This is a genomic window from Amycolatopsis minnesotensis, assembly GCF_039529815.1.
Classification (GTDB): Bacteria; Actinomycetota; Actinomycetes; order Mycobacteriales; family Pseudonocardiaceae; genus Amycolatopsis; species Amycolatopsis minnesotensis.
This window is the reverse complement of sequence record NZ_BAAANN010000004.1, coordinates 241,949-260,522: the sequence shown is the minus strand read 5'-3', so window position 1 is coordinate 260,522 and position 18,574 is coordinate 241,949. Positions and strand designations below refer to the sequence as shown.

The following is an 18,574-nucleotide window of genomic DNA, read 5'->3' as shown; positions in this document are numbered from 1 at the left end:
AACAACTATTGGCGCGCTTCTAACGTTACCGCCGTTGCACCAAATGGAGTAGTCGCAGTACCGGCAACCGCAGGTCACGACGGAGGCGGTCACGATGGCAGACACGCGCAGGCTCCCCGGCCCCAACGCCGATATCTGGGATTGGCAGCTGGAGGGCTCGTGCCGCGGAATGGACAGCGGTTCGTTCTTCCACCCCGACGGCGAACGCGGGCCGGCCAGGGCACGGCGGGAGGCCAGAGCGAAGGCGATCTGCCAGGCCTGCCCGGTGCTGCAGCTGTGCCGCCAGCACGCGCTGGCCGTCCACGAGCCCTACGGCATCTGGGGCGGCCTGTCCGAATCCGAGCGGGAGAACATCATCAAGTCGGGCAAGCGGACGCTGAGCCTGTCTTCGAGCTGAGATCGCGATCGAGGGGGCGGCGCTCACCTGGGTGCCGCCCCCTCGTCGTCTTTCATACCGCTCAACGTGTTCCATGCCTTCATCGCGCGCTCGACCACGGCGTCCAGCTCCGCCCCGCCCGCGCCGTCCCTGGCCAATGTGGACAGTCCATTGAGGACCGCCACGTAGAACGACGCGAGCCCTTCGGCGTCCAGGTCCGCAGGCAGCTCGCCCGCAGCCACCCCCTGCCGGATTCGGTCCCGTAGCGCGCAGACGGCACCGCGCCGCAGTTTCGCGAGATCGTCGTGCAGGACCTGGTTGCCCGGCGCGTAGTTGGTCACCGCGTGCACGACCATGCAGCCGCGCGGATGCCCCGGCTCGACGTAGACGCGCGCGTTGTCCCTGAGCATCGCTTCGACCGCGTCACGGGTGGTCGTCGCCGCGGCCAGCGCGCGATCGGTCTGGCTGCCGGACGTCCTCCCGTAGAGCGCGAGCGCTTCGCGGAACAGCGCTTCCTTGCCCCCGAACGCCGCGTACATGCTCGGCGAGTTGATCCCCATCGCGGCGGTCAGGTCGGCCAGCGAGGCGCCTTCGTAGCCGCGCTCCCAGAACACGTGCATGGCCTCTCGCAGCGCGACTTCGCGGTCGAAACCGCGGGGGCGTCCCCGAGGTGACATGAGCCTCTTTCTGTACTGATCCGCACACAAGTTCTTGACGTCCGATCGTACGCCGGTGAATTATGTGTCGACCACTACAGAAAAGGAGTCCGACATGTCCCCACTCGAGGGCAAGGTGGCACTGGTGACCGGTGGCAGCCGCGGCATCGGCGCGGCCATCGCGACACGCCTTGCCGAAGACGGCGCGAACGTGGCGCTGACCTACCGGGCCGAGAAGGACCGCGCCGACGCGGTCGTCGCGGCGATCGAAGGACTCGGCCGCAGGGCGCTCGCGATCAGGGCCGACGTCGCCGAAGCCGACGACGTGGCCGCCGCGGTCGGCACCGCGGCCACCGAGCTGGGTGGGCTGGACATCCTGGTCAGCAACGCGGGCGTCTTCCCCAGCGCGACGATCGACCAGCTGACCGTCGAGGAGATCGACCGGACGTTCGCGATCCACGTCCGCGCCGTGTTCGTGGCCGCGCGGGAGGCCGTGAAGCACCTGCCCGACGGCGGGCGGATCATCACGATCGGCAGCAACCTCGCGGAGCGGGTGCCGTGGCCGGGGCTGAGCCTGTACGCGGCGAGCAAGTCGGCGCTGTCCGGGCTGACCAGGGGGCTGGCCCGCGACCTCGGAGCGCGCGGGATCACCGCGGCGCTCGTGCAGCCGGGATCCACCGCCACCGACATGAACCCCGAAGACGGCGCGCACTCGGACGCGCAGCGGGAGATCAGCGCGCTCGGCCGGTACGCGGCGGCGTCGGACATCGCCGCGACCGTCACCCACCTGGCAGGCGAAGCGGGCCGGTTCGTCACCGGGTCCACCATCACCGTCGACGGCGGCATAAACGCTTAGCACTGCTCACTACCGCGTTTAGCCCGCTAACTGTGCGCGGCGAGCCTGCGAAACCGGATGAAGCGGGCAAAAAGAACGGGGCGGCACCCCAGGTGGGTGCCGCCCCGTTCCGGTGTCCGGGTACGTCAGTGGGCGTGCCCGTGGCCGCCGTGGGCCGCGGACTCGTCCTCCTCGACCGGCTTCTCGACCACGGAGCTTTCCGTGGTGAGCACCAGCCTGGCGATCGACGCGGCGTTGGCGACCGCGGAGCGGGTCACCTTCACCGGGTCGATGATGCCGGCGCCGAGCAGGTCGGTCAGCTCGCCGGTGGCCGCGTTGAACCCGTGGCCCCAGCCCTGCTCCCGCACCTTGTTCACGATCACGGCGCCTTCGTGGCCCGCGTTCGTGGCGATCCAGAACAGCGGCGCGGTGAGCGCGTCACGGACGATCGCGACACCGGTCGCCTCGTCACCGGTCAAGGACTCGAGCGCTGCCAATTCCTTGACCGCGTGCACCAGCGCCGAGCCGCCGCCGGGGACGATGCCCTCTTCGACGGCCGCCTTGGTGGAAGCCACCGCGTCCTCGATGCGGTGCTTGCGCTCGTTCAGCTCGGTCTCGGTGGCCGCGCCGACCTTGATGACCGCGACGCCGCCGCCGAGCTTCGCGAGCCGCTCCTGCAGCTTCTCGCGGTCCCAGTCGGAGTCCGTCGCGTCGATCTCGCGGCGGATCTGCGCGATCCGGCCCTGCACGTCGTCCTTGGTGCCCGCACCGTCGACGATCGTGGTGACGTCCTTGGTGATCTCGATGCGCCGCGCCTTGCCCAGCGCGTCGAGGCCGGTCTCGGACAGCTTCAGGCCGATCTCGGAGGAGATGACCTGCGCGCCCGTGACGACCGCGAGGTCGTCCAGGAACGCCTTGCGGCGGTCACCGAAGAACGGCGCCTTGACGGCGACCGCGGTGATCGTCTTGCGCAGCGAGTTCACCACGAGGGTGGACAGCGCCTCGCCGTCGACGTCCTCGGCGATGATCAGCAGCGGCTTCTTGGCCTCGACGACCTTCTCCAGCACCGGGAGCAGATCGGCCAGCGCCGAGATCTTCTCGCGGTGCAGCAGGACGTACGCGTCCTCGAGGATCGCGCGCTGCTCTTCGGGGTTGGTGGCGAAGTGCGCCGACAGGAAACCCTTGTCGAACTGGACGCCTTCGGTGATCTCGAGCTCGGTGGCCAGCGTGGAGGACTCCTCCACGGTGATCACGCCGTCCTCGCCGACCTTCTCGACGGCCTCGCCGAGAAGCGCGCCGATGTTGGCGTCACGCGAGGTGACCGTGCCGACCTGGGCGATGTTGTCGCGGCCCTTGACCGGGGTGGCCTTGGACTTGAGCACCTCGACGACCTTCTCGGCCGCCGCTTCGATGCCACGCCCGACCGCGGTCGGGTTGGCGCCGGCCGCGACGTTGCGCAGGCCAACCTTCACCAGCGACTGCGCCAGCACCGTGGCGGTGGTGGTGCCGTCACCGGCGACGTCGTTGGTCTTGGTGGCGACGTTCTTCGCGAGCTGGGCGCCCAGGTTCTCGAACGGGTCGTCCAGCTCGATCTCACGGGCGACGGTGACACCGTCGAGCGTGATGGTCGGGCCGCCGAACTTCTTGTCGAGTACGACGTGGCGGCCGCGCGGGCCGAGCGTCACCTTCACGGCGTCGGCGAGCTTGTTGACGCCGCGCTCCAGCGCCCGACGAGCGTCCTCGTCGAAATTGATCTGCTTGGGCATAGCGAGTTCCGCTTACCTTTCGATGATGGGAAAGCGAAACGCCCCGGCCCCCGGTCTATCGGGGCCCGGGGCGTTCACCGCTGGAACCGGACGTCAGTTGATGACGGCCAGCACGTCGCGGGCGGACAGGATCAAGTAGTCCTCACCGTTGTACTTGACCTCGGTGCCGCCGTACTTCGAGTAGATGACGACGTCGCCTTCCTTGACGTCGACCGGCACGCGGTTTCCCTTGTCGTCGATGCGACCGGGGCCCACGGCCAGAACCTTGCCCTCCTGGGGCTTTTCCTTGGCGGTGTCGGGGATGACGAGACCGGAAGCCGTCGTCTCCTCGGCCTCACTCGTCTGGACAACGATCTTGTCCTCGAGCGGCTTGATGTTCACGCTCACCGGGTTGACCTCCACGGGTCGTCGAAAGCGTTGGCAGGTTTCTGTTGGTTACGACTCCTACCACCCCCGCCGTCGCGGGTGCCGGGGCGTGTGCGGTGCCGTGCAATTAGCACTCTAGCCACGCGAGTGCCAGCTTCGCAAGGAGGGTGCCCTCGGTGCCTCATCCTGAGACACCGCCGCGCGACGTTTAGCCCGCTAAACGCAGCTCAGAACCCTCAAGCCGACGGGAAGGCGGGCTCGATTCCCCGCCAGCCGCCGCCCTCGGCGAGCGCTGCCCGGAAGACCGCCAGTCGCTCGCTGAACGCGGCCAGGTCGGCGTGGAGCAGGGTGAGCCGTTCGGCGTCGAGCGGGCGGGCCCCGCCGGACCAGAAATCGAGATCGTCGTCCCACCAGTTTTCGATCGACGAGCTCGCGAGGAACACCACCGAGCGGAGCATCGCGAGGATCGCCCCGTGCGGATCGCCGGACGCCGCGACGTACTCGGCCTGGATCGCGTCGCAGAGGCCGACCAGGTCCCGCAGGCGGGCGACGGCGGCCGCGGGCGTGCCGTCCCAGTCCGGTCCGGGGTGCACGCCCGAGCTCAGCTCAAGCCACAGGCGCCAGCCCGCGACCAGTTCGGCGTGATCGCGCGGAGTCCAGCCGGATCCGTCCATCCGTCCACGGTCCCAGAGCCCCCGGCCACCACGGCGGATCTTTGACCAAATTCACGCATGCCGGGAATTCACCTCGCGGTCACCCTTTCGGGTTTGTCCCGTTCGTCTTCCCGAAGGTGCGATCGACGGGACGGTCCCCCACCACACGGAGGTCAGCCATGCCCGAATCGGTCAACCGCAGGCTTTTCCTGCTCGGCGGCGCGGGAGCGGTGGCGGTCGCCGCCGGCGCCGCCGGACTCACCAGGGCCGGCGCGAGCGAAGGCGCCGGACTCGCCCAGCCGCTCGGCGAAGTGTTCACCCTCGGCGTCGCGTCCGGCGAGCCGACGGCCACCGGCATCGTCCTCTGGACGCGGCTCGCGGTCGACCCGGTCGCCGAAAACGGCCTCGGCGGCATGCCGGGCCGCGCGGTGCCGGTGCAGTGGCAGCTGTCGAAGAACGAGCAGTTCACCAAGATCGTGCGGGCCGGGAACGCGGTGGCGACGCCGGATTCCGCGCACAGCGTGCACGTCGAAGTCGAGGGCCTGGCGCCGGGCACCGAGTACTTCTACCGGTTTCGCAGCGGCAAGGCGGTTTCGCGGGTCGGGCGGACCCGCACCGCGCCCGCTCTCGGCACGCTCGGCGCGCTGACGATGTGCTTCGCGTCGTGCGCGCACTACGGCGAGGGCTACTTCACGGCCTACCGGCGGCTCGCCGAAGATCACCCCGATCTCGTGCTGCACCTCGGCGACTACCAGTACGAGTACGCGTCGAAGGCGAAGGACGTGCGGAAGGTGCTCGGCCCGGAGACCGTCGAACTGGCCGACTACCGGCTGCGGCACGGCCAGTACAAGACCGACGCCGACCTGCAGCTCGCGCACGCGACGGCGCCGTGGCTGGTGGTGTTCGACGACCACGAGACCGAGAACAACTGGGCGGGCGAGGTCCCCGAAGCCGGCTCGCAGACGCCACGGGGGCCCGCCTTCATGGCTCGTCGCAAGGCCGCGTTCCAGGCGTACTACGAGAACATGCCGCTGCGGCGCTCGGCGAAGCCGCATGGCTCGGACATTCAGCTCTACCGGCGCCTGAACTGGGGTTCGCTGGCGACCTTCCACATGCTCGACACCCGCCAGTACCGGGACGACCAGGCCTGCGGCGACGGCGTCAAGGCCGGCTGCGACGAGCGGCTGAACCCGACGAGGTCGATCACGGGCGAGCGCCAGGAGAAGTGGCTCGTCGACGGGTTCCACAGCTCGCGTGCGCGCTGGGACGTACTCGGGCAGCAGGTGTTCTTCTCGCAGATCGACCTCACGCCCGGTGCCGCCGAGGGCTACAACATGGACGCCTGGGACGGCTACCAGGCGAACCGCGACCGGATCGCGTCGGCGATGGGGAACTCGCGGGTGCGCAACGGCGTGGTGCTCACCGGCGATGTCCACCGGCACTGGGCCGCCGAGATCAAGGAGACCTACGGCTCGCCGGACTCGAAGGGGGTCGGCACCGAGTTCATCACGACCTCGATCACCAGCGGCAAGGACGGTGACGACGGCACCAACCAGGCCGTGCTCGACGAGAACCCGCACGTGAAGTTCCACAAGAACCGGCGGGGCTACGTGCGGACGAAGTTCACCGCGGGCGAGCTGCGCGCGGACTACCGGATCGTGCCGTTCGTGTCGAAGCCGGACGCCGCCGCGGAGACGGCCGCGAGCTTCGTGGTGGAGGACCGGAGCCCCGCCCTGCACCGCGCCTGACGCCGGCGACGTTTAGCCCGCTAACTGCACTTCGAACGGGTCCGGGGCGCCCACCTGCAGTTAGCGGGCTAAACGCGACCCGGGCCCGCTCGGCTCGGAGGGGCTGGAGATGGGGATTTTCTTGTAAGGTTCAGATCCTTCCGAGAACTCACGAGGGGTCCCGACATGTCTCGTCGTTCGTTCCGCCGCGGCGGCGCACTGCTCGCCGTCGCGAGTCTCGCGCTCGCCGCCCCGGCCGCAACCGCCCAGGCCGCCCCCGCCGACCAGCAGCGCCAGCGCGACTTCGCGGCCGCGGCCGACGAGTTCGGCGTTCCCGAGAACGTGCTCCTCGGCGTCTCGTTCCTCGAATCGCGCTGGGACTACAACGCGGGCACGCCGAGCACCGCCGCGGGCTACGGCCCGATGCACCTCACGGACCTGCGCGCCGCGGGGACCGGCGGCAGCCACCACGACGAAGGCGGCGAGGACCCGCGCGGCGACGGGCGCCGTCCCGAGCTGCACCCGTCCTCCCCCGGCCCCGCGCCGGTGACGCCGCCGCTGCAGACCGTCGACCGCGCGGCCCAGCTCATCGGGGAGAGCGCCGAGACGCTGCGCGAAGACCCGGCGCAGAACATCCGCGGCGGCGCGGCGCTGCTCGCCGACTACCAGCGCCAGACCGGCGCGCGCGGCGAGACCCCGGCCGACTGGTACGGCGCGATCGCCCGCTACGGCGGCACACCCGACGCTTCCTCGTTCGCCGACGAGGTCTTCGAAACCCTGAAGTCGGGCGTCGACCGCGTCACCGACGACGGCCAGCACCTGACCCTCGCGCCGACACCGAACCTCTTGCCGCGCACCGGCTCGCCCGCGGGCGGCAAGGTCGAATGCCCGCGGTCCGTCTCGTGCGAGTCCGTCCCGGCGCCGTACCAGGAGCTGCCCGGCGGCGGCTACGGCAACCACGACCTCGCGAACCGCCCGCAGAGCCAGAAGATCGACTACATCGTCATCCACGACACCGAGGGCTACTGGGACGACGTGCTCAAGCTCGTCCAGGATCCGGCGTACGTGAGCTGGAACTACTCGATCCGCTCGTCCGACGGGCAGATCGCCCAGCACGTGCCGACGAAGGACGTCGCCTACCACGCGGGCAACTGGTACGTGAACTCCAAGTCGATCGGCGTCGAGCACGAAGGGTTCGCCGCGAAGGGCGCCTGGTACACCGAGGCGATGTACCGCACGTCCGCGAAGCTCGTGCGGTACCTGGCGGAGAAGAACCGGATCCCGCTCGACCGCGCGCACATCATCGGCCACGACAACGTGCCGGGGATCAACGCCGCGAAGATCCCGTCGATGCACTGGGACCCGGGCCCCTACTGGGACTGGTCGCACTACTTCGACCTGCTCGGCGCCCCGTTCGACCACGGCTTCGGCCTGCCCGGCTCGAAACTGGTGACGAGCACGCCGGGCTTCGCGGCGAACCAGCCCGCGTTCACCGGCTGCGAATCACCGGGAAAGCCTTGTACGCCAAGGGGTTCAGCCTCGCAGATACTGCACACCGAGCCGGCCGCGGACGCGCCGCTGCTCAAGGACATCGGCCTGCACCCGGACGGCACTCCGTCCACTATGGACGTGTCCGATGTGGGCAGCCGGATCGACGCGGGCCAGCGCTACGCGGTCGCCGAGGTCCGCGGCGACTGGACGGCGGTCTGGTACCTGGGCCAGAAGGGCTGGTTCCTCAACCCGCGCAGGGCACCGACGGCCAAGCCCGCGATCGGCACCGTGGTGGTGCCGAAGCCGGGCAAGGCCTCGGTCCCGGTCTACGGCACCGCCTACCCCGAGGCGTCCGCGTACCCGGCGGGGCGGACACCGCAGCCGATCGTGCCGCTGCCGTACTCGCTGCAGTCCGGTCAGCGCTACTCGTCGAGCGGCACGATCGGTTCCGAGTACTACTACGCCACCCGGTTCGACCCGGCCGAACACCTTGTGGTCAAAGGGAGGACGAAGTACGTGCAGGTCCAGTTCGGACACCGGATCGCCTACGTCAACGCCGACGACGTGCTGGTGCTGCCCGCGTTCTGATCAGCTGTCCAACGCTACCTTCGCGCCCGTCGCGGCCTCGGTGTTGCGGCGGGTCTTGGACCAGCCGTTGCGACCGCGCACGAGCCGGAACAGCGCGCGCCACGACGTGATGTAGAAGGTGTAGATGTACGCGGCGTAGGCGAGCCCCATGCCGAACCCGGCGAGGATGTTCTTGCTGCGCAAGCACTTCCACTGGTAGATGGGACCCCACATGACGAACGGCAGCAGCCCGAACGAGCCGTAGATCGCGAACAGGATCCAGGCGCCGTCGGTGAACCACGACCACATCGTCGCCGGATCACCGGCGGTGTTCACCAGCAGCACGAGGAACGGGATCGGGTACAGCAGCGAGCCGAGCAGCTGCATCCACGGCTGGGCGAGATAGTACATCATCTCGGCCGCGCCGAACGTGCTGATGTGCGGTGAGTCCCAGATCCGCCGCAGGTACCGCAGGCACTGCATGGTGCCCTGGCCCCATCTCGTCCGCTGCACGAGGAACCGGCGCAGGCTGTACAGGCCCTCCTGCGCCACGTACGAGTCCGGGGTGTAGCCGGTCCGCCAGCCCGCGGTCAGCAGGTGGACGCCGAGCTCGAAGTCCTCCAGCAGCGAACCGCGCCACGGCGTGCCGTCCTCGCCCGCGATCGAGTCGAGCGCGGTGAGCCGGGTGAACTGGCCGTTGCCGCCCATCGAGATGGTGCCGGTGAAACCGCGCGAGGTCTGGATCGCGGCGATCGCGGTGCGGAACTCGAGGTCCTGCAGTTGCGCGAGCTTCAGCCCGAAAGCCCTGCCGAACCACGACTTCCGCGGCGGCGGGGTGGACCGGTTGCCCATCCGGACGTCGAGCTGGACCGCGCCGATCGTCCCGTCGCCGAAGAGGTGGTCCGCCGCGCACACGGTGAGGCAGTTCGGCGCGGGCCTGCCGTCGGCGTCGACCACGACCACCACGACGTCCGATCGCGGGACCGAGCCGTCGCTCCACGCGTTCAGCTCGCGGTAGGCGGCGTTCAGCGCGTCGCCCTTGCCGGTCCTGGCGTCGGGACGGCGGCGGCACACCAGGTGCAGGAACGGGTCGTACTGGCCGTCGCGCCGCCACAGCGACCGCACCACGCGCGCGGTGCGGTCCTCCGAGTCGTCGTCGACGACCCACACGTGCGCGGCGGGGAACGTCGAGCGCAGGTAGCGCACCGTCTCGCCGATCACCGTCTGCTCGTCACGGCACGGCACGAAGAAGTGCCAGGAGAACCGGTCCGCGTCGCCGACCGGGGCCGGTTCGCGCCGCAGGAACGGGACCACGATGACGATCACGTAGACGATGAACGCGACGCTCATCGTGAGCGCGAACGCCTGCGTGATCGCCAGCAGGACCTTGAAGGACTCACCGCTCACGAGGCGCTCTCGCGGTTCTTCGGCCCCTTCGAGCCGCGGGTGCCCAGCCAGACGAACAGCACCAGCGCCAGCGCGCCGCCGAGCACGCTCACCAGCGAGCCGAGCAGGGTGTGGCCCCAGTAGTACCCGCGGTCGATGCCGAGCCAGTGCACGAGCCCGGCGATGGCCAGGATCCGTAACTGGTTGACCAGAATGACCGCGATCGCGGAGATCGCCAACGAAAGGAAGAGGCGGCGGGTATTCCGTGGCCGGAACCACATCATCACAGCGGTGACAAGAAACAACGGGATGAGCATGAACGCCGATGAGCATTCCGGCGTCATTCTCAACCCGAGTGGATCAGTGCCGGACAACCCAAAGTAAACAGTTTCCCGCTCACCGGCCACGTATACCCCCGATGAGGTGATGACCTTGAGGATCGCCCCGGCGAACTGGACCTCGAAAACCCGGTAGGCGCGCTCCGCCACGACGAGGGCGACAGCGGCCGCGAGGACCACGAAAACGCCCCAGCGCAGGGGAAACTGCCACGACTTCGACGTCGGCGTACTGGCTACGGACACAGCGGTCCTCTCGATCGTCACCTGGTTCCGCGAAGTGGGAGCGCGAACCCGCCGCCACCCGTCTGTGCACCCCTATCGCCCGCACGTGCCGTTTCATTACGGCCGTCCGGCCTACTATCCGCTAGACCGACTGCTCCAAACGGGTACTCTTCGCGCCGACCTGCGGAAACGTCGAAAAAAGTAACCCATTCGGGTAGTAACAGATATTTTCTGTGCCACTTCGGCCACTTCCGTCGATACAGCATCCACGAACCGACCTCGGGTATGGCCGGGTTTCTCCTGCCTTTCTCCCCTCGGTGATCGTGTGTTCTCAACAGAAAAGAGGAACATTTGATGAAGACCCACCTTCGGCGCGGGGGGCTCCTCGCAGCGGTGGTCGCGTGCGTCGCGCTGGTCGGCGCGGGCACCGCGGCCGCGGCCCCCGGCGACGGTTCCGCGTTCGGCCTTTCCGTTGACGTGAAGCTGCTCGGCGCGGACGCGGTCAAGGCGGGCCCGTTCGCCGCCGCCAGCACCAAGGGCCCGACGCAGAACACCTTCGCGGGCGTCAACCTCCCCGGCGTGCTCACCTCCGGTGTGATCAACACCGAGGCCAAGCGTGACGACAACTCCGGCCAGGTGGACGCGAAGGCGAGCACCGCCGACGTCGGCCTCCCGCTGTTGAAGGCCGCGCTCGGCAACGTCGGCGCGAAAGCGATCGAGGCCACCTGCGTCGCGACGCAGAAGGGCGTCACGGGCAGCAGCACGCTGGCCGGTGCGAACCTCGGCAGCCTCGGTTCGGTCCCGGTGACCCCGGCGGCGAACACCAAGCTCGAGGTCAAGCTGCCGGTCATCGGCAACGTCGCGACGGTCATCCTCAACGAGCAGATCAACAACACCAAGGACGGCAGCCTGACCGTCAACGCGCTGCACGTGAAGCTGCTCGGTGGCGGGCTCGCGGGGGCGATCGGCTCCGGCGACGTGATCATCTCCTCGGCGACCTGCGGCCCCGCCGGTCTTCCGGTGCCGCTCGCCTCGGGTGCCGGTATGTGGATCGGGTTCGGCCTGCTCGGCGCGATCGCGGTGCCGGTCGGCATCCGCGTGACCCGCAACCGCAGGTCCTCGGCATCGGCCGCGGCCTGATCGCCGAGGTGAGGTCGCGATGTACAAGCTGCCAGGTGCCGGTGTCGGCGCGGCCGGTGGCGGGGTGGGCACCCTCGCCGCCACCGGTGCCGATGTCGGCTGGTGGATAGCGGTCGGCGTGGTGCTGCTGGTCCTCGGCACCGCCGCGGTCATCGCCGCACACCGCCGCACCAAGCGCCTCGCCAGGTCCCGCTCCTGAGCTAGGCGCGACCGGCGGACGGCACCCGCCCCTTGCGTGCCGTCCGCCGGTCACACGACCAACGCCGTGTCCCGTTCCGAGGACGCTGAAAGCATGTCCGCCGTCCCAGAGGAGTCCCCACCCGTGGATGTCATGTTGCTCGCCGGGACGCGCCCGGAAGCGGTCAAACTCGCCCCGCTCGCGCTGGCCTTGGCCGAGCACCCCGTGTTCCGGCCCGTCCTCGTGCACAGCGGCCAGCACGAGCGGATGGTCGAACAGGCGCTGTCCTCGTTCGGCCTCGGCGTCGACCTCTGGCTCGACGTGCCGCCGCGCGTGCGCGGGTCGCAGGCCGAACTGTTCGCGGGCCTGCTGCCCGCACTCGACGAAACGCTCACCCGCCACCGCCCCGGCGCGCTCGTGCTCCAGGGCGACACCGCGACCGTGCTGGCGGGCGCGCTCGCCGCGTACTGGCGCGGAATTCCCGTCGTGCACCTCGAAGCGGGCCTGCGCACGCACGATCTCGCGGCGCCGTTCCCCGAAGAGGGCACCCGGCAGATGGCCGCGCGGGTCGCCACCCTGCACCTCGCGCCGACCGAACCCGCCGCGGCCGCACTGCGCGCCGAGGGCATTCCCGCCGAGCGGATCACGGTCACCGGCAACACCGTCGTCGACGCGGTGCGGGCGGTCGCGGCGCGCGATCTCCCCGCCCGCGACACCGCGCTCGCGCTGCTGGAAATGGAAATCGGCGAAGGGGCCAAGCGCATGGTCCTGGTGACCTCGCACCGCCGGGAGTCCTGGGGCGAGCCGCTCCGGCGCATCCTCGACGCCGTCCGCGAACTCGTGGCAGCACACCCCGACGTGCACGTGCTGTTCCCCGTCCACCCCAACCCCGACGTCCGCGCCCAGGTCCGGGCCGCGCTCGGCGACCTCGGCCGCGTGACCCTCACCGATCCGCTGGACTACCCCGATCTCGTGCGCGCGCTCCGGCTCGCCGAACTCGTGCTCACCGACTCCGGCGGCATCCAGGAAGAAGCCCCGACCTTCGGTACCCCGGTGCTGATCCTGCGCGAAGTCACCGAACGAGCCGAAGCCGTCGATGCGGGCTGCGCCTGGCTCGTCGGCACCGACACCGACCGCATCCTCACCACCGCGGCCCGCGTGCTCTCCGGCGAAATCAGCGCCAGTGGCGTCGAAAACCCCTACGGCGACGGCAAAGCGTCCGCGCGAGCCGTCACCGCCATCGAAAGCCTCCTCTGCCTACCCGAACCGCTACTCGCGAAGGCAGCACTCTCAGACTGACACGGTGCCGACCGGCAACGCCGGGTTCGCCGAAATGTCCAAAGAGGACGCTGGGCGATCCGCGGCGACGACGTGCGCACCGAGCGCGGCGATCATCGCGCCGTTGTCGGTGCACAGCCGTGGCCGTGGCACGCGCAGTTCGATACCGGCATCCGCGCAGCGCTGCGCGGCGAGTGCGGAGAGCCGTGAATTCGCCGCGACACCACCGGAAATCACGAGTGTGCCGATTCCGGACTCCTTCGCGGCCCGGACCGCCTTCGCGGTGAGCACGTCCGCGACGGCCTCCTGGAAGGAGGCCGCGACGTCCGCGACCGGGATCGGCTCGCCACGGCGTTCGGCGGCCTCGACCCAGCGCGCGACCGCGGTCTTCAAGCCGGAGAAGGAAAAGTCGAACTTCGCGTCGCGCGGGCCGGTCATGCCCCGGGGGAACGCGATCGCGGCGGGATCGCCGTCGGCGGCGGCCTTGTCGATCGGCGGGCCACCGGGGTAGGGCAGGTCGATCAGCCTGGCCACCTTGTCGTACGCCTCACCGGCCGCATCGTCCACAGTGGACCCGAGTTCGGTGATCGAGGACGCGATGTCGTCCACTCGCAGCAGTTGCGTATGACCGCCCGAAACGAGCAGCGCGAGACACGGGGTTGGCAGCGGCCCGTGCTGCAGGGTGTCGACCGCGATGTGCCCGGCGAGGTGGTTCACGCCGTAGAGCGGAACGTCCAATGCCGCCGAGTACGCCTTCGCCGCGGACACGCCGACGAGCAGCGCACCGGCGAGCCCCGGCCCCGCAGTCACCGCGATGGCGTCCACATCGGACAGTTTCAGGCTCGCGTCCGCGAACGCGCGGTGCACCGTCGGCACCATCGCCTCCAGGTGCGCCCTGCTGGCGACCTCGGGCACCACGCCGCCGAACCGCGCGTGCTGGTCCACACTGGACGCCACCGCGTCGGCGAGCAGTTCGACCGAGCCGTCGTCGTGCAGGCGGACCAGGCCGACCCCGGTTTCGTCGCACGAGCTCTCGATCCCCATCACGATCCTGGGCATCAGCCGTTCACCTCCTGGGCGGACCGCGCGGGGCGCGCCATCGTGTACGCGTCCGCGCCCGAGGGCTGGTAGTAGCGTTTGCGCAAGCCGATCCGGCTGAACCCGTAGCGCGCGTAGAGCGCGAGCGCGGTTTCGTTGTCCGTGCGGACTTCGAGGAAAACCGGGGCGTCGAGCGAATCGGCGCGGTCGAGCAGGGCGCGCAACAGCGCGGAGCCGTAGCCGTTCCCTTGGTACTGCGGCAGGACGCCGAGCGTGTGCACGCTGGCTTCGTACTCCCCCGGCCCGCCTACCACGGCGAGGCCCCCGTACCCGGCCACTTCACCGTGGTCGGTCCGCACCACGAGGTAGTAGCCGCCCATGTCCAGTTCGGAGTGGAACGCATACGCGCTCCACGGATCGTCGCCTGCGAAGAGCACTTTTTCGATCTGCACGCAGGCGCGGATGTCGGCGCGCCGCATGGCCTCCAGCTTCACGAGGCACTCACCCTCTTGCGCGCACCGGGCTCGGTGGCGTCGGGACGGCGGAGGTACAGCGGCACCAGCGGCTCCGGGTCCACTGTGGACAGCAGGGCGGCGCGCGCGGCGGCGGCAAGGCCCCGTGGCGAAGGGAAGAAGGGCTCGATCGTCCGCGCGCCGAGCGAGTACTGCCGTGCGCCGTCGCCCGCCGCGAGTCCGGCACCGGGCAGTTCGGCGGGCGGCTGGACGTGCGGGCCGTCGATCCGCGCGCCCTTCGCGTCGTAGGCGGCCCAGTACACCTCGCGCCTGCGCGCGTCGGTGGCGACGAGGAACGGTTCGCCCGGCGTCACGTCGGCAGCGATGGCGTCGAGACCGCAGACGGGGTGCGCGGGGATGCCGAGCGCGTCGGCCAGCGTCGCGGCGGTGGTGATGCCCGCGCGCAGGCCGGTGAACGGGCCGGGGCCGACCCCGCAGGCGATCGCGTCGAGGTCGCGCAGCGTCGCCCCGGCCGCGACGACGGCTTCGAGCGCGTGCGGGGTGAGCAGTTCGCCGTGCGCCCTGGCGTCGTGGGTGATCCGCTCGCCGAGCACGGTGATCCCCTCGTCGGTCACGGTCGCGACGCCCGCGGTGACCGCGGGGGTGGAGGTGTCGATGGCGAGAACAAGCACGTTACGAGCCTACGACCGGCGTTTCGGCTCCCGGCACGCAACCCGTCCGGGTCCGGCGCGTCTTCCTTAGTGAAAGTCTGGCAAACCAAGGCGATAAGTCGCCACTTGGTAACTAATCGCTGTTCGAAGGAAGGGGTCTGATCATGAACATCGTTCGCACCGCATTCGTCGCCCTTTCCGTGGCAGGCATCGCCGCCGCGGGTTCCGGCGTCGCGTCCGCCGACGGGGGAACCTACCTGCACCTCGACCGGACGACGGTCACCACCGGCGACACCGTGCGCGTCGTCGCGAGGTGCAGCGACGGCGAGGGGCTCAACTTCGTCGGTTCGGAGGCCTTCTCCCCCACCGGCGACGACGGCCCGTACCAGGGCAATGGGGGCGTCGTGCCGTTCCACGACGAGGCCGACGGCGGGCTGAAGGGCTCGACCGTGGTCAGGGCGGACGTCGCACCCGGCGTCTACCACGTCGGCCAGCGCTGCGGGGGCGGCAACGCGGGCGGCGTCGATCTGACGGTGACGCCCTGAGCTGCGTTTAGCGGGCTAAACGTCGCGGGCGGGCCAGTGGGGATGCGCACTCGGGCTGCTCGGCGCCCGCCTCGGCCGCCATCATGGTCATCGGGGCCGTAGGGGCCCATCCGAGGACGAGGAGGCCGCCGAGTGCCCGAGCACCTGTTCCCCGCGCTGGTCACACCGCCGACGAAGGAAGCGCTCCGCTTCGGCGGCCGCGGCCTGACCTATCCGGAGCTGGCCGCGGTCGCGGGCACGCTCGCGCGTCGTCTCGAAGGCGCCGGCCGGGTCGCGGTATGGGCGACGCCGACGATCGAAACGAGCGTGGCCGTCGTGGCGGCGCTGCTCGCGGGCACACCGGCGGTCCCGGTGAACCCGAAGATCGGCGAGCGCGAGCTGGGGCACATCATCGGGGACAGCGAGCCGGCACTGGTGCTCGCCGAACCCGGTGCGGCGCTGCCCGGCCCGCTCGCCGAGCTGCCCCGGATCGACGTCGAGCTGACCGGCGATCCGGTCGAGCCGCTCCCCGAGCCGGACGCCGAAGCACCCGCGCTGATCGTCTACACCTCGGGCACCACCGGCCCGCCCAAGGGCGTGGTGCTCCCGCGGCGCGCGGTCGCCAAGACCCTCGACGCGCTGCGGGAAGCCTGGGCGTGGACCTCCGGCGACGTGCTCGTGCACGGCCTGCCGCTGTTCCACGTGCACGGACTGATCCTCGGCATCCTGGGACCGCTGCGCCGCGGCGGCACGGTGCGGCACCTCGGCAGGTTCAGCACCGACGGCGTCGCGGCGGCGCTGGCGAGCGGCGGCACCATGCTGTTCGGCGTGCCGACGATGTACCACCGCATCGCGGAGGAAGCGGGCGCGAAGCCCGAGCTGGCGGCGGCGCTGCGCGGTGCCCGCCTGCTCGTGTCCGGGTCGGCGGCGCTGCCCGTGCACGACCACGAGCGGATCACCGCGGCCACCGGGCAGCAGGTCGTCGAGCGGTACGGCATGACCGAGACGCTGATGAACACCAGCGTCCGGGTGGACGGCGAGCGCAGGCCCGGCACGGTCGGCGTGCCACTGCCAGGGGTGGAGGTGCGGCTGGTCGACGAGTCCGGCGCGGTGCTCGAAGGTTCGGACGGCGAATCGGTGGGCGAGATCCAGGTCCGCGGCGTGAACCTGTTCACCGAGTACTTGAACCGGCCGGACGCGACGGCGGAGGCGTTCGCCGACGGCTGGTTCCGCACCGGCGACATGGCGACGCGGGACGCGGACGGGTACCTCAAGATCGTCGGCCGCAAGGCGACGGACCTGATCAAGAGCGGCGGCTACAAGATCGGCGCCGGTGAGATCGAGAACGCCCTGCTCGAGCATCCCGGCGTGGCCGAGGCCGCGGTGACCGGCGAACCGGATCCCGATCTCGGCGAGCGGGTGGTGGCGTGGATCGTGCCGGACGGCGAGCGCCCGAGCGAGCAGGAGCTCGCCGACCACGTCGCGCGTCTGCTCACACCGCACAAGCGGCCGCGGGTCGTGCGGTACCTCGACGCGTTGCCGCGCAACGACATGGGCAAGGTGCTGAAACGAGCGCTCGATGGGTGAAGCGCGCGACCTGATCGGCGCGCTCACCAACCGGTTCGACGAGTTCAGCGTCGCCACCGGTCCGTCCGATGTGGACGGACCGATCGGCTGGCGCGGGTACGGGGAATCACGGGAGCGGGCGGTGGACTCCTCCGGTGAGCGGGAATCGGTGCTGTGCGGGACGGGCGAGATCGGCGGTGTCACCGCGACGCTGATCGTGTTCGAGTTCGCCTTCCTCGGCGGCTCGCTCGGCGCGCGCACCGGCGACCGGCTGGAGCTGGCGTTCACGAAGGCCCGAGAACTCGGCACCCCGGTGGTGTCGCTGATCGCGACGGGCGGCAGCCGGATGCAGGAAGGCATGCGCGCGCTGTCGCAGCTGCAGCGCATCGCGGGCCAGCTGGCGCTGGTGGCGCGTGCCGGGCTGCCGCACGTCGCGGTGCTGCGGAATCCGACGACCGGCGGCGGGTGGGCCACGCTCGGCGGTGCCGCGGACGTGACGCTGGCGCTGCCCGGCGCGCAGATCGGATTCGCCGGGTCGCGGGTGCGGCCGGACGGCGACGCCACCGCCTACACCGCCGAAGGGCACCATTCGTCCGGCCAGGTGGACCAGATCGTCAGCGATCTCCCCGGCTCGCTCGGCCGCTGGCTGGCCTTGCTGACCAGGCCGTTTCCCGAAGCGCCGGAACCACCGCACGCGTTGGGCGATGAAGAGCCGCCGTCGACGGGATGGGAATCGGTGCTGCGGTCACGCGCGCCGGAGCGGCCCCACGCCGATGACTACCTCGCCGCCTACTTCGACTGGTGCGAGGACATCAGCGGCGACCGGTGCGGCGGCGTCGATCCCGGCGTGCGGTGCGGTTTCGGCTCGCGTGGCGGGCGCACGATCGCGTACGCGGCGCAACGGGGCACGGCGACCACGCCCGCCGGGTTTCGCACGGCGGCGCGGCTCGTCCGGCTCGCCGACAAGCTCGGAATCCCGGTGCTCACCCTCGTCGACACCCCGGGTGCGGCGAACGGACCCGGGGCCGAGCACGCGGGGGCCGGGCCCGCGATCGCCGAAATGTTCGCGGCCGTCGGCGCCGCGAGGGTGCCGATCACGACGCTCGTGGCCGGCGAAGGCGGCTCGGGCGGGGCGCTCGCGTTCGCCGCACCGGGCCGGACCTGGATGGCACCCGACAGCTACTTCTCGGTCACCTCGCCCGAAGCCGCGGCGGCCATCCTCAAACGCGACGACGACCAGGTGCCCGCCACCGCGGACCAGCTCCGCCTGCGGCCCCAGGACGTCGTCGACCTCGGCGTCGCCACCGGAATCGTCGGCCCCTCGCGGTAACGTTGAATTCGGGG

The 18,574-nt window shown here is 70.5% G+C and carries 19 protein-coding genes; 10 read left to right on the top strand and 9 right to left on the bottom strand.

The annotated features are described in order from the left end of the window. The first annotated feature begins 94 nt into the window (after window positions 1-94). On the top strand, window positions 95-397 hold the full coding sequence (locus ABD256_RS06900; protein WP_215547889.1) for a WhiB family transcriptional regulator: 303 nt from the start codon (window positions 95-97) through the stop codon (window positions 395-397). A gap of 23 nt (window positions 398-420) precedes the next feature. On the opposite strand, the gene ABD256_RS06895 is transcribed toward ABD256_RS06900, so the two are convergent. Then, on the bottom strand, window positions 421-1,053 hold the full coding sequence (locus tag ABD256_RS06895) for a TetR/AcrR family transcriptional regulator (RefSeq protein ID WP_344414674.1): 633 nt from the start codon (window positions 1,051-1,053) through the stop codon (window positions 421-423). Window positions 1,054-1,147: 94 nt separating this feature from the next. On the opposite strand from ABD256_RS06895, the gene ABD256_RS06890 reads away from it, so the two are divergent. Continuing rightward, entirely contained in the window at window positions 1,148-1,888 is a 741-nt protein-coding gene (locus ABD256_RS06890) for an SDR family NAD(P)-dependent oxidoreductase (protein ID WP_344414672.1), read from the top strand. A 125-nt stretch (window positions 1,889-2,013) separates the two neighbouring features. Here ABD256_RS06890 and groL read toward each other — a convergent pair whose 3' ends face one another. The 3 genes from groL to ABD256_RS06875 form a co-directional block, all read right to left on the bottom strand. Further along, on the bottom strand, window positions 2,014-3,633 hold the full coding sequence (gene groL / locus ABD256_RS06885; RefSeq protein ID WP_344414670.1) for a chaperonin GroEL: 1,620 nt from the start codon (window positions 3,631-3,633) through the stop codon (window positions 2,014-2,016). 93 nt (window positions 3,634-3,726) lie between these two features. Beyond that, window positions 3,727-4,020: a co-chaperone GroES gene (gene groES / locus ABD256_RS06880; protein WP_026360373.1), complete on the bottom strand. Its 294-nt coding sequence runs from the start codon at window positions 4,018-4,020 to the stop codon at window positions 3,727-3,729. A 215-nt stretch (window positions 4,021-4,235) separates the two neighbouring features. After that, window positions 4,236-4,673, bottom strand: a complete 438-nt coding sequence (locus tag ABD256_RS06875; RefSeq protein WP_344414657.1) for a hypothetical protein — start codon at window positions 4,671-4,673, stop codon at window positions 4,236-4,238. Window positions 4,674-4,831: 158 nt separating this feature from the next. On the opposite strand from ABD256_RS06875, the gene ABD256_RS06870 reads away from it, so the two are divergent. Both ABD256_RS06870 and ABD256_RS06865 read left to right on the top strand, forming a co-directional pair. Further along, window positions 4,832-6,400, top strand: a complete 1,569-nt coding sequence (locus ABD256_RS06870; RefSeq protein WP_344414655.1) for an alkaline phosphatase D family protein — start codon at window positions 4,832-4,834, stop codon at window positions 6,398-6,400. Between the two features lie 165 nt (window positions 6,401-6,565). Continuing rightward, window positions 6,566-8,458 (top strand): N-acetylmuramoyl-L-alanine amidase, encoded by a 1,893-nt coding sequence (locus tag ABD256_RS06865; RefSeq protein WP_344414653.1) that lies wholly within the window; start codon window positions 6,566-6,568, stop codon window positions 8,456-8,458. On the opposite strand, the gene ABD256_RS06860 is transcribed toward ABD256_RS06865, so the two are convergent. Together ABD256_RS06860 and xrtP are read right to left on the bottom strand one after the other, a co-directional pair. Next, window positions 8,459-9,844, bottom strand: coding sequence for an XrtP-associated glycosyltransferase (locus ABD256_RS06860; protein ID WP_486303463.1), 1,386 nt, complete (start codon window positions 9,842-9,844; stop codon window positions 8,459-8,461). Then, window positions 9,841-10,341 (bottom strand): exosortase P, encoded by a 501-nt coding sequence (gene xrtP / locus ABD256_RS06855; protein WP_425546393.1) that lies wholly within the window; start codon window positions 10,339-10,341, stop codon window positions 9,841-9,843. Before xrtP ends, ABD256_RS06860 begins: the two co-directional genes overlap by 4 nt. Window positions 10,342-10,737: 396 nt before the next feature. Between xrtP and ABD256_RS06850 the strand changes: the two genes are divergently transcribed. The 3 genes from ABD256_RS06850 (at window position 10,738) to wecB (ending at window position 13,000) form a co-directional block, all read left to right on the top strand. After that, a complete protein-coding gene (locus ABD256_RS06850) occupies window positions 10,738-11,523 on the top strand; it encodes a choice-of-anchor protein CoaP (protein ID WP_344414649.1) in 786 nt (261 codons plus the stop codon). A gap of 19 nt (window positions 11,524-11,542) precedes the next feature. Further along, a complete protein-coding gene (locus ABD256_RS06845; protein WP_344414647.1) occupies window positions 11,543-11,722 on the top strand; it encodes an LPXTG cell wall anchor domain-containing protein in 180 nt (59 codons plus the stop codon). 123 nt (window positions 11,723-11,845) lie between these two features. Continuing rightward, window positions 11,846-13,000 carry a non-hydrolyzing UDP-N-acetylglucosamine 2-epimerase gene (gene wecB, locus ABD256_RS06840; protein WP_344414645.1) on the top strand — a complete coding sequence of 385 codons (1,155 nt, stop codon included), beginning with the start codon at window positions 11,846-11,848 and terminating at the stop codon, window positions 12,998-13,000. Here wecB and tsaD read toward each other — a convergent pair. From tsaD to tsaB, 3 genes are read right to left on the bottom strand one after another with little or no spacing between them, the layout of a single operon-like run. Further along, complete coding sequence (tsaD, locus tag ABD256_RS06835; protein WP_344414643.1) at window positions 12,992-14,038, bottom strand: tRNA (adenosine(37)-N6)-threonylcarbamoyltransferase complex transferase subunit TsaD; 1,047 nt, start codon at window positions 14,036-14,038, stop codon at window positions 12,992-12,994. The genes wecB and tsaD overlap by 9 nt on opposite strands. Further along, a complete protein-coding gene (gene rimI / locus ABD256_RS06830) occupies window positions 14,038-14,511 on the bottom strand; it encodes a ribosomal protein S18-alanine N-acetyltransferase (RefSeq protein ID WP_344414641.1) in 474 nt (157 codons plus the stop codon). Before rimI ends, tsaD begins: the two co-directional genes overlap by 1 nt. Further along, a complete protein-coding gene (gene tsaB, locus ABD256_RS06825) occupies window positions 14,508-15,161 on the bottom strand; it encodes a tRNA (adenosine(37)-N6)-threonylcarbamoyltransferase complex dimerization subunit type 1 TsaB (protein WP_344414639.1) in 654 nt (217 codons plus the stop codon). The genes rimI and tsaB overlap by 4 nt, the downstream gene beginning before the upstream one ends. 143 nt (window positions 15,162-15,304) lie before the next feature. Between tsaB and ABD256_RS06820 the strand changes: the two genes are divergently transcribed. From ABD256_RS06820 to ABD256_RS06810, 3 genes are all read left to right on the top strand, one after another. Then, a complete protein-coding gene (locus ABD256_RS06820) occupies window positions 15,305-15,685 on the top strand; it encodes a hypothetical protein (protein ID WP_344414637.1) in 381 nt (126 codons plus the stop codon). Window positions 15,686-15,817: 132 nt separating this feature from the next. Next, window positions 15,818-17,251, top strand: a complete 1,434-nt coding sequence (locus ABD256_RS06815; RefSeq protein WP_344414635.1) for an acyl-CoA synthetase — start codon at window positions 15,818-15,820, stop codon at window positions 17,249-17,251. Further along, on the top strand, window positions 17,244-18,560 hold the full coding sequence (locus tag ABD256_RS06810) for a carboxyl transferase domain-containing protein (protein WP_344414633.1): 1,317 nt from the start codon (window positions 17,244-17,246) through the stop codon (window positions 18,558-18,560). Before ABD256_RS06815 ends, ABD256_RS06810 begins: the two co-directional genes overlap by 8 nt. Window positions 18,561-18,574 lie beyond the last annotated feature (14 nt).

Bases quoted from the DNA above. Each gene is read 5' to 3' on its own strand.
- ABD256_RS06820 (WP_344414637.1), top strand. From the start codon at position 15,305: ATGAACATCGTTCGCACCGCATTCGTCGCCCTTTCCGTGGCAGGCATC.
- ABD256_RS06895 (WP_344414674.1), bottom strand. From the start codon at position 1,053: ATGTCACCTCGGGGACGCCCCCGCGGTTTCGACCGCGAAGTCGCGCTG.
- ABD256_RS06865 (WP_344414653.1), top strand. From the start codon at position 6,566: ATGTCTCGTCGTTCGTTCCGCCGCGGCGGCGCACTGCTCGCCGTCGCG.
- groL (WP_344414670.1), bottom strand. From the start codon at position 3,633: ATGCCCAAGCAGATCAATTTCGACGAGGACGCTCGTCGGGCGCTGGAG.
- ABD256_RS06810 (WP_344414633.1), top strand. From the start codon at position 17,244: ATGGGTGAAGCGCGCGACCTGATCGGCGCGCTCACCAACCGGTTCGAC.
- ABD256_RS06875 (WP_344414657.1), bottom strand. From the start codon at position 4,673: ATGGACGGATCCGGCTGGACTCCGCGCGATCACGCCGAACTGGTCGCG.
- tsaD (WP_344414643.1), bottom strand. From the start codon at position 14,038: ATGCCCAGGATCGTGATGGGGATCGAGAGCTCGTGCGACGAAACCGGG.
- ABD256_RS06850 (WP_344414649.1), top strand. From the start codon at position 10,738: ATGAAGACCCACCTTCGGCGCGGGGGGCTCCTCGCAGCGGTGGTCGCG.
- ABD256_RS06900 (WP_215547889.1), top strand. From the start codon at position 95: ATGGCAGACACGCGCAGGCTCCCCGGCCCCAACGCCGATATCTGGGAT.
- ABD256_RS06890 (WP_344414672.1), top strand. From the start codon at position 1,148: ATGTCCCCACTCGAGGGCAAGGTGGCACTGGTGACCGGTGGCAGCCGC.
- ABD256_RS06845 (WP_344414647.1), top strand. From the start codon at position 11,543: ATGTACAAGCTGCCAGGTGCCGGTGTCGGCGCGGCCGGTGGCGGGGTG.
- ABD256_RS06870 (WP_344414655.1), top strand. From the start codon at position 4,832: ATGCCCGAATCGGTCAACCGCAGGCTTTTCCTGCTCGGCGGCGCGGGA.